This window comes from Spiroplasma endosymbiont of Anurida maritima, from assembly GCF_042465095.1.
Lineage (GTDB): Bacteria > Bacillota_I > Bacilli_A > Mycoplasmatales > Mycoplasmataceae.
On the sequence record NZ_CP102059.1, the window covers coordinates 529,736 to 544,595 of the forward strand.

The following is a 14,860-nucleotide window of genomic DNA, read 5'->3' on the forward strand; positions in this document are numbered from 1 at the left end:
GGTATATAAATGGATAACCAAAAAATAGAACTCGCCGTAACTGAATACGTCGATAATAATGTAGATTTTTCAGTTTTTAAAAAATTCAATATAGTTTTTTGATTACTATCTTTGCCGATATTGGCTAGCATTATATTTTTATCTGTATACTTTGTTATGGGATTTGATAACATTCAAATGTGGCTTGTAATTTTAGTATTTGTGGTGTTTCTTGGAATACCAGTGATAATTTTAGGAATTGTTTCTGTTTATTGAAGTAAAAAGAAAAAGCAAGCAACAACAAAATTACAAGAAAAAGTTTTGGAATTATATAACCCATATTTAAATGTAAATCATAGTGATTTAGGGCTTAAAATTGTTGAAATTCGTCAATTTATGACACCTGATGGTAGATTTTACGGGTTTGTTTTAGAGACAAATGAAGGTTCAAAAATTGAGTTTTTACCAAGAGAGGTTGAACACCGATCAGGAACAGGCTCAAATAAACACAAATATTATATTACAACAATAGAAATGTGAGCATATGCTGAAAACATCAAAAACATCAAGTTATTAAGATTTTTTGGGGGTAAAAAAACCAGAGAAGGCAGCGATAATAATTTTGTAAGTGAATCAATTGATTTTAACAATAACTTTCGTGTTGTAACAGAAGATAAATTTGAAGCTGCTAAGTTTTTTGACCCGAGCAGAATTGAAAATATTATAAATAATAAACAACTACTTAAAAACAACAATTTTATAATTGAAAGTGGTTGTTGTTATTATAAGGATGTAAAAAGAACTAACAGTTATAAAGGTAATTCTATTGCGGATGTTGGAAAATTATTTTCAATTAATAGAAATAAATTTATTAAAAAAATTATGAAAGATTTACAAAGGGATACAAAAAACTTAAAAGATACTTTTGAAACTGTATCAGCAATTCAAATATATGAAAAATAAAACTTTGGTTTTATTTTTTTTTGTGTTAAATTATATTGTTTATATTTGTGGTTGTGTTTTAATAAAAATGAGTATTTTGTGTGCTTAAAATATAGAAAGGAAAATAATGAAAAAAGAAAATATTTATGCTATAGAAATGTTAAATATAACAAAAACATTTTTACAAGGCAAGATAATTGCTAATAGCGATATTAATTTAAGAGTTAAAAAAGGTGAAATTCACGCTTTAATCGGTGAGAATGGTGCTGGTAAGTCTACATTAATGTCTATTTTGTTTGGATTGTACGAGCAAGATTTTGGAATTATCAAACTAAATGAACAAGAAGTTGTTATTAAAGATCCTATTTCAGCCAACAAACATGGTATTGGAATGGTTCATCAACACTTTAAACTTGTTGAAACTTATAATGTTGTTCAAAATATAATTTTGGGGTCAGAACCCACATTGGCTAAACAAGTTTTAAACTTTAAAAAAGCTAAAAGAAAAATTTTAGAAATTAGTGAAAAATATAATTTACATGTTCCGTTAAACAAAAAAATAGCTAATTTAAGTGTTGGGGAACAACAAAGAGTTGAAATTCTTAAAACTTTATATCGTGACCCTAGTGTTATTGTGTTCGATGAACCAACAGCTGTTTTAACACCACAAGAAATTGATGGCTTGTTAAAAGTTATGCAAGAATTAAGAAACAATGGTAAAACAATTATTTTTATTACTCATAAGCTATGAGAGGTAAAAAAAGTTGCTGACTATGCAACTGTTATAAGATACGGAAAAGTTGTAGAAACTTTTAATGTTAAAGATAAAGATACAAAAGAAATGGCTGAATCAATGGTAGGGCATGCGATTGTTGATATTAAAAACAATCATGTGCCAGCTAAAGAAAAAGTTATTTTAAAAGTTAATAATTTATCTGTTGGTGGAACTGTTCAAAATAGTTATATTCAAAAATTTATGAAATGAAGAAAAAAGAAGTGTTTATTTACAAATAAAAATAAAATAAATAATTCAAAAAATTCAAAACTTAAATTAAATGACTTTAACTTAGAAATAAAAGCGGGAGAAATTGTAGCAATTGCTGGAGTTGAAGGTAACGGGCAATCTCAGTTGGTTGAAGCAATTACAGGTCTTAAAAAAGCATCAAACGGAAGCATTATTTTAGATGGTGCTGACATTACAAGAAAATCAATTAAGCAAAGATACAAACATGGTATAAGTCATATTCCTGAGGATCGTCATAAATACGGAATGATTTTAGATTTTACAGTGATTCAAAATATGGTTTTACAAACAATAAATAATAAAGAATTTTCAAGATATGGTTTTATAAAATCAAGAAATATTCAAAAATATGCCCAAGAAATAATTAGGTCATATGATGTTCGTGGAAGTCGCGGTGGATTTGCAGTTTCTAGAAACTTATCTGGGGGTAATCAACAAAAAGCGGTTGTGGGAAGAGAAATTAGTAATGAACATAAGTTATTAGTAGTATTTCAACCAACAAGAGGGTTAGATGTTGGAGCAATCGATTTTATTCACAAACAAATATTAATAGAAAAAGAAAAAAACAATGCTGTTTTATTAGTTTCATATGAATTAGATGAAATTATGTCACTAGCAGATAAAATTGTTGTTTTAAGTGGTGGTAACACTACCGGAGTAATAAATGCAAAAGATGCCAAGCGTGATGAAATCGGGTTAATGATGGCAGGAAAGGTGAAGTCAAATGAACAACAGTAAAATAAAATTTTGGAAATTTAGACGCAGAAGTTATTTATATCTTCGTTCAGATGAATTAAAGAAAAGTGGAAAAACATTTTCAAATTCATTATGATCTGTCTTAATTGGTTTATTGATTGGGATTGTAATTATGGCGGGAATTGGAGCTAATCCAATGAAATACTTTGCTGATATTTTTAAAACAATTTCATTACCATCAACTTTTGACCGTGTATTATCATGATGATCAATATATGCCCTGGGAGGAATCTCAATGGCTATAGCTTTTAGGTCAGGATTATTTAATATTGGAGCCGCTGGACAAATGTTATCAGTAGCTACAATAATTGTTCTAGTTGGGCAAAATACAAATTATAGTCAAGGTTTAAATATTATTATTATATTTGCGACAGCTATTTTTGTGGGAGCGTTAGTTGCAGCTATTCCCGGAATTTTAAAAGCTTTATTTAATGTTCACGAAGTTGTTACAACAATTTTAATGAACTGAAGTATATGATTTTTAATGAAATATTTATTTAAGATATTTAATGCTATTGGAACAGATCATGCAACATTACCATTAAACGAAAATATGTCATTAGATTATAATGCTATGGGAAGAATGGCTATTATCCCTATAATAACTGTAGTAATAGTAGCTATTATTGCGATTATTCTTCTTAATAAAACAACTTTGGGTTACAAACTAAAGGCTGTCGGGGAAAATCCGGACGCTTCTAAATATGCAGGAATAAATTATAAAACTAAAATTATTACTGCAATGATGATCTCAGGAGCAATCGCTGGACTAATGGGAGCTTTTTGGGTATTAACTCCTGGTTCTAAAAATATTAGTGTCGCGATAGATAATTTACCACTTGCTGGTTTTGATGGGATAGCGGTTGCTCTGGTTGGGGCAAACAATCCAATTGGAATATTACTTACTGGGTTTATTTGAGCTGTTTTAACAATTGGTTCAGCTGCTGGGGCAAGTGATTTAAATAACATTCCAGACACAATTGCTTCTCTTATATTTGCAATCATAATTTATTTCTCAGCGATTTCAGTTTTATTTACAAAACTTAAACCAATTGATTATATATCCGCTACTTTAAAAAGAAATAAACTTAAATATATAAATAAAAAGTATAAATTAGAAACTAGATTGATATGAAATTATCGTTGAGAAAAAACAATTCTAAGTTTTAAATTATTTATTTTAAAACTTAGAATGTTAATGGAATACTTAACAATAATATTTGTTTCAAGTAAAAAAGCACACAATCTTTTAGATAATTATCAAACAAAAATTAATGATTTAAAACATTCACATTTTGTTAATTTAGAAGAATTTAAAAATGATAAAGAAAAACTAAAACATTTATTCTTCACATACCGTGATGCTGCGATTAATGTTTTACAAAGTGAAAAAGATTTATTTACATCAAAAATAAATGAATCACAAAATATTAAAAGAACTTATAAACAAAAATCGGTTATGGCTTTTAAGCAAAAACCACATAATGCTGTTAAAGAAAAAATTCATAATTTAATGTTTGCAACATACGCTCAAAGCTTAGATGCTGTTGCATTGCATGATTCAAACTTTGAAAAACAAAAGAAAGAATTAAAATTACAACAAAAAAATAAAGAGGTTGAAAATTATAAGTTAGCTTTAAAAGAATTAAAAAAATCTCATTTAAATTGATATAAGAATTTAATTAATGATGAAAAAGAAACAATTTTAAAAGCAAAACAACAAGAAAATATTTCTAATACAAGTTCTTACAAAGTGGAAGATCAAAAATATTTAGAAACATTGATACAAACAGATAAAGAAAAATATATTATTTATCTAGAAAAATACATATCAAAAATTAAAAGTGAAAAAATACAAACAAGATTAACAAACAAAATAAATAATGAGTTAACGAAAGTTAACAATGAAGGAGGAAAATAAGATGTTACAAATTACATTAGAATCAATTTTCTTCTTCTCAGCTGTATTTATTTTTGGAGCCTTATCTGGTTATATGGCTGAAAGAGCGGGTGTTGTAAATATTGGTATTGAAGGGATGATGATTATTGGAGCAATAACATTTTCAATATTTGGACTATACACTCGCGAAACAACAAGTAATAACATGCAATTCTTTGCTGTCTTAATTTCAGGGTTTGCCGCAATGGTGTTCTCAGTATTATATGCATGAGCTGCAATCAAGTTTAAATCACAACAAATAGTTTCTGGGGTTGCTATCAACATGGTAGCGACAGCCATTGGATTATTTTTAGTAAAATTACCATCATTAACACCAAACGGTTCTGGAGCTGGAATTCCTTCGAATTATCGTGCCATTACTTTTGGTGGGGATGCAGCATTGAACTGATACTTCTTAATTGGGGTAATATTAGTTTTAGTAATTTATTTATGAATTAAATTTACAAAATCAGGGTTAAGATATTCATCTGTTGGTGATAATCCAAATGCTTCTGATTCAGCTGGAATAAACGTTATAAAAACTCGTTATGTTGCTGTATTAATTTCAGGGTTTTTAGCAGGAATAGCTGGAGCTATATATGTAAATGCAACATCATACAGCTTTAATGGGGGAGTTCAAGGATTTGGATTTATTTCAATTGCAATTCTGATTTTTGGACAATGAAAACCGCTATTTGTCGGAGCTGCAAGTATTATTTTTGGAACACTACGTGGATTAGCCTTTACAAGAGCTATTGCTGGTGTACCTTCAGAAATATTAAACATGACACCATTCTTAATTTCGTTAGGAATATTAGTGGCAACAAGTAAGTTCTCGAAAGTGCCAAAAGCTTCCGGAATTCCGTTTAATAAGTCGCAAAGATAGCAACATTTTTAAAATCTTTACCTTGTGTAAAGATTTTTTTATTTGGAAATTATTTTATTTAAAAAAAAATATAAAAAACATGCCATGTTATTTTTTTTCAAATTGTCTTATGTTATCATATTTATAGATTTATAAACGAAATTATTAAATCTTCTATTTAAATGTACATTTATCACTTATAATTACCAAACTATACAAATTATTAGAATATTTATCAAAATTATTTTAAAAAAGTATTTAAATTATGAGAGGAAAAATATGAAAAAAATTTTAAACATTTTATCTGTAGTTGCACTTGTTGGATCAACAGCAGCAACTGTAGTTGCTTGTGCAACTGTAGAGGTAAGTAGTAAAAACATCGCATTAGTAACTGACGCTGGGAGTATAAATGATAAATCATTTAACCAAAGTGCGTGAGAAGCTGTAGAAGAATTTATGAAACTAGAAGAAGAAGAAGGTTATACAAGACAATCATTTGAACCAATTGATCCAAATGATATCTTGAACAAATATACATCAGCTGCAAACTCTGGTAATGGAACTGTTGTTGCTCCAGGATTTGCACACGCTAACCCAATTAAAGAATATTCTAAACAAAATAATGATATTTTCAAACAACAACACTACATTTGATTGGATGGAAATGATAGAGATTTAGCTTCAATTGATAATACAAACGTAGCTAAAATTGTATTCTACGCAGCAATTTCAGGATTCTACGCAGGAATTTCATCAGCATTATTCTTAAATAAAGAAGTGCCAGAAGGTGATTTAAAAACATCTGGATGATTAGGTGGAGATAGCCAAGGAGTTACTGACTTTATCGCTGGATATTACTCAGCAATTCGTTTCTTTAATGCTAATAAAGATGATGAATCAATGACTGGATTATACAACGAAGCATTCGGAGAAGCACCAGTAGCAGCATTAAGAGAAGTTCAATTTGTTAACCCAGATAGCGGAGCAAGAATTGATAATCACGCAGCCGGAGAAGTACCAACAGGTTTAGGTAAATCTATAGAATGAGTTACTAGTTTCCATGCTGGAGATGGTAAAGCTCTTGCTAAAAAAGGTGTAGAAAATGGAGTTAATGCTATGATGCCAGTTGCTGGACCTCAATCACAAGATTGATTAACTGAAATTGAAGATAAAGAAGGATTCTATGCAGTTGGAGTTGACACAGATATGTCTCAACAATATGAAGGTGAAGAATCAACATTCATTACTTCAGCTTTAAAAGATTTAAAAGGCGCAACAGTTGATACATTGAACGCAATTCACAACAAAGATAAAGATGAAGAATCAAAAGCAGAATACAACAAATACTTTACAAACAACAAAACTATTGAAGATGCAAGTTGATCTGACATAGCTGCAAATGCAGATTACGCAAACTTAGATGTTGCTGTAAAAGATTTCTTTACTAAAGAAGGATCACCTGTTCAACCACAAGCAATCCAAGATTGATTTGAAGAAGCTTTAGCAAAAGTTGAAGCGGGAGCTGGAGTTTGATTAAGTGGTGAAATCATGAAAACAACACCAGTTTGAGAATAATAAATCACAACTTTACAAAAGAAAATAATATTTATAAATAAAAAAAATATAGAGACGTCTATATTTTTTTTATTTGGCAAATTTTTTTAAAGTACTATAATAAAAAGATAAGTAGCATATTATTAGTTATTTTTAGCAATATTTAATGTGGGGTATTTATGAAAAAGATATTAACTATTTTATCTGTAGCAACATTGGTAGGTTCAACAGCAGCAACTGTTGTTGCTTGTGCCACACCAGAAATTAGTAGTAAAAATATAGCTTTAATAACTGATGATGGAAATATAAATGATAAATCATTTAACCAAAGCGCATGAGAAGCTATTGATGGATTTATGAACCAAAGCAAAATAGATGGTTATTCAAGACAATCATTTGAACCAGTTAACCCAAAAGATATTTTGAACAAATATAAAACAGCTGCAGATTCTGGCTATGGAACTATTGTTGCTCCAGGATTTGGTCATGACAATCCAATTTTAGAATTTTCTAAACAAAATAATGACATTTTCAAACAACAACATTATATTTGATTGGATGGAAATGATAAAGATTTAGCTTCAATTGATAATACAAACGTAGCTAAAGTTGTGTTCTACTCAGCAATTTCAGGATTCTATGCTGGAATTTCATCAGCATTATTTTTAAATAAAGAAGTGCCGGAAGGTGATTTAAAAACATCTGGATGATTAGGTCGAGATACTAAAGGAGTTGCTGGCTTTATCGCTGGATATTACTCAGCTATTCGTTTTTTTAACGCTAATAAAGATGATGAATCAATGACTGGATTATACAATGAAGCATTTGGAGAAGTACCAGCAGAAACATTAAGAGAAGTTCAATTTGTTAACCCAGATACTGGGAATAGAATTGATAATCATAAAATGGGAGAAGTACCAATAAGTTTAGGAGCAAGTGTACACTGAGTTACTAGTTTTCATGTTGGAGATGGTAGAGCTCTTGCCCAANNAAAAAGTGTAGCACATAAAGTTAATGTCATGATGCCAGTTGCTGGCCCTCAAACTCAAGATTGATTAACTGCAATCGAAGGAAAAGAAGGATTATATGCAGTTGGAGTTGATACAGATATGTCTCAACAATATGAAGGTAAAGAATCAACATTTATTACTTCAGCTTTAAAAGGTTTAAAAGCTGCAACAGTTGATGCATTGAATGCAATTTACAACAAAGATAAAGATGAAGAATCAAAAGCAGAATATAATAAATACTTTGCAAACGACAAAACTATTGAAGATGCAAGCTGATCTAACATAGCTGCAAATGCAAATTACGCAAACTTAGATGTTGCTGTAAGAGAGTTCTTTACTAAAGAAGGATCACCTGTTAAACCACAAGCAATTCAAGATTGATTCGAAGAAGCTACAGCAAAAGTTGAAGCAGGAGCTGGAGTTTGATTAAGTGGTGAAATCATGAAAACAACACCAGCTTGAGAAAAATAAAGCAAATTTTATTACTAAAGATAATATTTATAAAAAAATATAGGAACATCTATATTTTTTTTATTTGGCAAATTTTTTTTAAAGTACTATAATGTATGCATAAGTGTAAATACTATTAATTATTTATTAACAATATTTAATGGAGGTATTTATGAAAAAAATTTTAAATATTTTATCTATTATCACCTTAGTTGGAGCAACCTCTGCAACTGTTGTTGCTTGTACAACAGAGGCTAATTCATCTATGAANTGAAAAAAAATAGCATTTATAAAAGATTATAATACAACAGAAGGAAGTTTCTATAACGATAAAGCTTGAAGTGGGGTACAAAACTTTTTAAAACAAGAAGATGCAAAAACCTATGAAGCTAAATCTTATGACTCTGAAGTTTCAGATGATGTTATAAAACAATACAGTGAAGCTGCCAAAGATAATAATAAAATAGTGATAGGGGCTGGGTTTAATCACTATAAATATATTCAAGATTTTGCAAAACAAGATCCAGAAGTTTTTAAACAGCAACTTTATATTTGGTTAGATGCCAATAATAAAGATTTGGCGGAAACAAGAAATGATAATGTTGCAAATGTTATTTTTTCTTCAGTGTTATCTGGGTTCTATGCTGGGATTGCAACTAGTTTATTTTTAAATGAAAAATTAGCACAAACAGATACAACCTTAAAAACCTCAGCTTGAATCGGAGAAGATGTACAAGGGGTTTCTGATTTTTTAGTTGGATATTATTCTTCAATTAGATTTTTTAATAGATGAAAATCAGACCTTTATATTAAAGATATTTACAACGCAGCATTTGGTGTTTTAGAATATGAACTTGAAGAAGTCCAATTTGTTAACCCTAAAACAGGTGCCAGAATTGATAATCATGTTAAAGGAGTTGTTCCAAAAGATGAATTGGGAGAAGCTAGTGATTGAATAACAAATTTTGAAGAAGATAAAGCAAAAGCATTAGCTAAATCAGCTTTTGATAATAACATACAAGCTTTAATGCCAGTTGCCGGAGCACAAACAGAACATTGATTGAACGAAGTCAAAGACCAACCTGATTATTACGCTGTAGGTGTGAATGTTGATATGTCAAAAGAATATACTGATTACAAAGATAAATTTATAACATCAGCCTTAAAAGACTTAAGTTCTTCTACAGAAAGTATTTTAAATGTTATAAAAAATAGACCATTCGACGTAGAAGCCAATCTACAATATGAACAATACTTTTTCAATAATGAACCAGTAGAAAATTTAGATTGATCAACTATTGCTGAAAATGATTCATATAGTAAACTTGCTTCATCAGTAATGAATGGTGTAAATAATGATATTGATATCCTTAATAGACAAATAATAGATCTTTGATATAAAGAAATTGTAGCGAATACACCAGATGCTAAAAATATATGAATGAGTGAAAAAGTTTTTACAACAGTTGCTTCATGAGAGTCAGTGTATTAACTGTTTAAATAAAATTAATTATTTATTTTAGCAAATATTTGCAGTGCAATATAAATAAATTTATAAGTGTAAATACCATTAGTTATGTTTATCAAAATTTAATGTGAGGTATTTATGAAAAAGATATTAAATATTTTATCAGTAGTAGCATTGGTGGGTTCAACAGCAGCAACAGTTGTTGCTTGTGCCACACCAGAAATTAGTAGTAAAAAAATAGCGTTAGTAACTGATGCTGGAAGTATAAATGATAAATCATTTAACCAAAGTTCATGAGAAGCTATTGATCAATTTATGAAACAAGATGAAATAAAAGGTTACTCAAGACAATCATTTGAACCAATTGATCCAAATGATATCTTGAACAAATATACATCAGCTGCAAACTCTGGTAGCGGAACAATTGTAGCTCCAGGGTTTGCACACGCTAATCCAATTAGAGAATACTCTAAACAAAATAATGAGATATTCAAACAACAACATTACGTTTGATTGGATGCCAATAACAAGGATTTATTTGGTATCGATAATTCTAACGTAGCAAAAATTGTCTTTTACGCAGCAATTTCTGGATTTTATGCCGGTATTTCAACAGCTTTATTTTTAAACAAAGAAGTACCTGAAGGAACCTTAAAAACATCAGCATGGTTAGGTGGAGATAGCCAAGGGGTAACAGATTTTATGGCTGGTTTTTATTCGGCCATACGTTTCTTTAATTTATTTGGTAAAAGTTACATGCCTGATTTATATAATGAAATTTTTAGCGCTGATATTGAAGTTGCAGATTTAAGAGAAGTTCAATTTGTTAACCCTAAAACAGGTGCTAGAGTTGACAATCACGCTTTCTATGAAGCTCCAAATCTTGGCACAAAAGAAGATTGAGTTACTAATTTTCACGCAGGAGATGGGAAAGCATTAGCGGCATCTGGTATAGCAAATAATATTAATGTTATGATGCCGGTTGCTGGTCCTCAAACTCAGGATTGATTAACAGCGATTGAAGGTAAAGATAAATTTTATGCAGTTGGAGTTGATACAGATATGGCTACACAATACGAAGCCCAAAAAGAACAGTTTGTAACATCTGCTCTAAAAGATTTAAAAGGATCAACAGTCGATACTTTAAATGCTATTCATAACAAAGATAAAAATCTAGAATCACAAAAAGAATATGAAAAATATTTCAAAAATAATGAAACAGTAGAAGATGTAAGTTGATCTGATATTGCGAAAAACACTACTTATGAAAAATTAGATGTAGTTGTGAGAGATTACTTTACACAAGAAGGATCACACGTTAAACCACAAGATATTCAAGACTGATTTGAAGAAGCTTTAGCAAAAATAGAAGCTGGTTCAGGAGTATGAATGAGCGGTGAAATTATGAAAACAAAACCTTATTGAGAAGAGGTAGCTTAAATTTCAATATATATATAAAAAAACACCAAAAGGTGTTTTTTTAAAAAATTATAATTATTTTATATTATTATAACTATAACAAAATTTTACAATTGCAAAGTTATTAAATAATTTTATCTTTTTGTGTTTTATCTTTAAAAAAGATATAAAAATTCTATAAGTGTAATACTATTAATTATTTATTTAACAATATTTAGTGAGGTATTTGTGAAAAAATATTAAGTATTTTATCAATTATTACATAGGTAGGAGCCACGGCAGCTGTTCTACACAAATACCAAAAATGCCAGTAAAACCAATAATACCAGAACCTATCAGTAAAAACATAGAGTTAGCACAAGCGAGAATAGAAAATAATATTAATGTTAAGATGTCTGTTGCTAAAGTTCAAACTCAAGATTGATTAACAGCGATTGAAGGCAAAGATAAATTTTATGCAATATGAGTGGATACTGACATGTCTATGCAATACAAGTCACAGAAAGACCAATTTATAACTTCTGCTCTAAAAGATTTAAAAGATCCCACAATGCATGCATCTGATGAAAAGTTAAAAAGTCTATCTCTTGTTAATAAAAACACAATAGAATTTAAAATAAATTTAAATAAAAATATTTCTAAATTAGAAAAAGAAATAATCTTTGATGTCAAGCATTTTTTAAGAGGAGACATAAATGAGTATTATTTGAGATCTACAATGTCTCGTGTAATTTATAAAACAAGAGAAAATATTATTCCTAATAATAATGAAAAAACATTTAGCAAAGGTGATGTTTTAATTATAAATTCATTAGATAAAAATTATCAAAAAGAACTTGTTGTTATTTTAAAAGATGACTTTAAAGGATTTGATAAAAGAGCTAATTTAATTGGAAAAATAGATATAGAAGAACATAATTTATTAATGATGGTACAACCTTGATTTAAATTTAATTTTAAAGAAATTTAATATATTAAGATTAAACAAACTCATATAGTATAAAGCATAATTTGTAGCTATATGAGTTTTTTGTGTTATTTTTTAATTGCAATTACATTTGCATAAAGAGGTTATACATGAAAAACAGTATTAAAATTTTATTTACAATAATAATTGTTGCACCTTTAGTTTTTTCCACAATTGCTTGTGGGAAAATAAAATTAATAAAAGAAAACATTGCTTTAATAACTGATGCTGGCAGCATCAATGATAAATCTTTTAATGAGCTAAGTTGAAATGCAATCAACGCTTTTATAAAAAAATACCCAAATAAACATTTTCAAAAAAAGTACTTTACCCCCCAAAACAATAACGATATTTTAAATAAATATGTTGCAGCAGCTAATAATTATTATGGAACAATTGTTGTTCCAGGATTTTTACATGCTAAAAATTTACAAGAATTTTGTAAAACAAATAAAGATATCTTTAAAAAACAACACTATATTTGATTAGATGCAAATAAATTTGATTTAGCCAACATAGACAATCAAAATGTAGCTAAAATTGTTTTTGATTCTGTTGTTTCAGGATTTTATGCTGGTGTAAGTTCTGGTATATTTTTAAATTATAAAATGTTTGATCAAAATGAAATAAAAGTGTCAACATGAGGTGGTGGTGACAAACAAGGAGTTGTTGATTTTATGGCAGGATTTTATGCAGGTATTCGTTACTTTAATAATGATAAAAATACATTAGAATTACAAAAACTTTTTTCATCTATTTTTAATAATGATTCTCAAAATCTAAAACCAACTTTTAAAAAAATTAAGTTTATAAATCCGTTTACAGGTACAAGAATTGATAATCATAATGTTGGTGAAGTTCCAAATATAGGAAGTGCTGATGATTGATTTACAAATTTCAACTCCCAAGGTGGTATGCATTTAGCTAAAAAAGCATATAAGTTAGGTGTAAATGCAATGATGCCTGTTGCTGGTATTCAAACAATGGATTGATTAAATGTAATAAAAGACAATAATGATGTTAATAGATTTACAATTGGAGTTGATATTGATATGAGTAAAGTATATGACAGCAAAACTTTTATAACATCAGCTTTAAAAGACTTAAAAACACCAATCATTGATAGTTTAACCGCCATTAAAAATAAGCACAAAGATTTAGAAACATACAAAAAGTATTTTTCAAATAATGTTTTGGCTTCAAGTTTAGAATGATCGGGGATTGCTAATAATCAAGATTTTCCAAAATTATCTGCTAATATTATGAAACACTTTACAGATAATAGTACTACAAACACAAAAGCAATTGATGTAAAAGAGTGATATAAAAAAGTAGTTTCTAAAAACTTTAACAATATTTGAATGGGAAAAGAAATTTTTAAAACCAAACTTCCTTGAGAATAATATGCGCAATTTGCATAATTCAGAATTATATAAATAAACCAATGATAAACTTGTTTAAAGATTTTAAATAATAATCTTTAAAATGTGTTTATCATTTTTATTATTAAACACAAAAGGAGAAATGCCTATGAAAAAGTTATTAATGATTATACCCACGTTAGCACTAACAGTTAGTGCAAGTTCTTATGCTGTTTCTTGTGGAAAACCCTTAACGGATAAAGCACAATTAAAAAACAGTTACACCTATGGTGATTCAGAACTTAATAATGTTATCGATAAAAGTTTAATTAGAGATTTAAAGGCTTCATCAATCTTGGCCAAAATTTTTATAGCTGGTCGTCATGAAAATGCCAACTATGCAGCACCTTCAGTTTTAAATAATTTAGTAACAATGACAACAAACCCTGTTTTAAAATTAAAAAATGGAGATTATAATATTGAAAAAGAATTAAATAGAATTAAAACATACAATGACGCATTAGGTTATGGGTCTCCAGTATCTGGTTATGCCCAAACTGCTACAAGTGTTTTTTATATGGATAAAAACTACCATAAGAAAAATTCTGATTATGATATAAATAATGTAGCTTGAGCACATTATGATACAGGACCAATGGTTAATTCTATTATTAAGAATTTTCCAGAAATCAAAGAAATTATAACTGCCAATGGATTTAGTGATGATTTTTTTGGTGCTATTAACACACATAATACTTTATTTAAAAAAAATAAATACAACGAAAAAACAAAAACATTTAATATTTATTCTGATTTTGATTTTGGAAAAGAAACCGCTGATTTAAACTGAGCTGTCTATAATAAATGAAGTAATGCCATTATTTCATTGTTTAATGCCGGTATTTCTTTTTTTGGAAGAGGTACTGAAAATTTAGGATTATTAGCTTTTGGTTTAATTTTTCCTTTTGTAGAACAGCATTCAAATTCTAATTCAAATTTTTCAAACTTAATTCCGTTTATTTGATCGGTTGGTAAAACAATGGTTAATTGATTCGAAAAAGAAAATTTAGGAAAACTAACTTTATTAAAAGATAACTATAAAGTTTCTATAAAAAAAAGATAGTGT

The 14,860-nt window shown here is 28.6% G+C and carries 11 protein-coding genes; all 11 read left to right on the forward strand.

Features of this window, described 5'->3' with window-relative positions; translation table 4 throughout:
- Positions 1–9: 9 nt before the first annotated feature.
- On the forward strand, positions 10–942 hold the full coding sequence (locus NPX79_RS02565) for a hypothetical protein (RefSeq protein ID WP_381414876.1): 933 nt from the start codon (positions 10–12) through the stop codon (positions 940–942).
- A 106-nt stretch (positions 943–1,048) separates the two neighbouring features.
- Positions 1,049–2,683 carry an ABC transporter ATP-binding protein gene (locus NPX79_RS02570; protein WP_381414877.1) on the forward strand — a complete coding sequence of 545 codons (1,635 nt, stop codon included), beginning with the start codon at positions 1,049–1,051 and terminating at the stop codon, positions 2,681–2,683.
- Positions 2,670–4,622 (forward strand): hypothetical protein, encoded by a 1,953-nt coding sequence (locus tag NPX79_RS02575; protein ID WP_381414878.1) that lies wholly within the window; start codon positions 2,670–2,672, stop codon positions 4,620–4,622. Before NPX79_RS02570 ends, NPX79_RS02575 begins: the two co-directional genes overlap by 14 nt.
- Before the next feature lies 1 nt (position 4,623).
- Positions 4,624–5,526, forward strand: coding sequence for an ABC transporter permease (locus NPX79_RS02580; RefSeq protein ID WP_381414879.1), 903 nt, complete (start codon positions 4,624–4,626; stop codon positions 5,524–5,526).
- A 258-nt stretch (positions 5,527–5,784) separates the two neighbouring features.
- Positions 5,785–7,080, forward strand: coding sequence for a BMP family ABC transporter substrate-binding protein (locus NPX79_RS02585; protein ID WP_381414880.1), 1,296 nt, complete (start codon positions 5,785–5,787; stop codon positions 7,078–7,080).
- A gap of 158 nt (positions 7,081–7,238) precedes the next feature.
- The gene (locus tag NPX79_RS02590; RefSeq protein ID WP_381414881.1) at positions 7,239–8,540 is read left to right on the forward strand and encodes a BMP family ABC transporter substrate-binding protein; all 1,302 of its coding nucleotides are present in this window, start codon (positions 7,239–7,241) and stop codon (positions 8,538–8,540) included.
- A gap of 151 nt (positions 8,541–8,691) precedes the next feature.
- Positions 8,692–10,011 (forward strand): lipoprotein, encoded by a 1,320-nt coding sequence (locus NPX79_RS02595; RefSeq protein WP_381414882.1) that lies wholly within the window; start codon positions 8,692–8,694, stop codon positions 10,009–10,011.
- Between the two features lie 114 nt (positions 10,012–10,125).
- Positions 10,126–11,427 (forward strand): BMP family ABC transporter substrate-binding protein, encoded by a 1,302-nt coding sequence (locus NPX79_RS02600; protein WP_381414883.1) that lies wholly within the window; start codon positions 10,126–10,128, stop codon positions 11,425–11,427.
- A 283-nt stretch (positions 11,428–11,710) separates the two neighbouring features.
- On the forward strand, positions 11,711–12,376 hold the full coding sequence (locus tag NPX79_RS02605; RefSeq protein WP_381414884.1) for a phospho-sugar glycosidase domain-containing protein: 666 nt from the start codon (positions 11,711–11,713) through the stop codon (positions 12,374–12,376).
- Between the two features lie 107 nt (positions 12,377–12,483).
- Positions 12,484–13,776 (forward strand): BMP family ABC transporter substrate-binding protein, encoded by a 1,293-nt coding sequence (locus NPX79_RS02610; protein WP_381414885.1) that lies wholly within the window; start codon positions 12,484–12,486, stop codon positions 13,774–13,776.
- Positions 13,777–13,903: 127 nt separating this feature from the next.
- Complete coding sequence (locus NPX79_RS02615; RefSeq protein WP_381414886.1) at positions 13,904–14,857, forward strand: hypothetical protein; 954 nt, start codon at positions 13,904–13,906, stop codon at positions 14,855–14,857.
- Positions 14,858–14,860 lie beyond the last annotated feature (3 nt).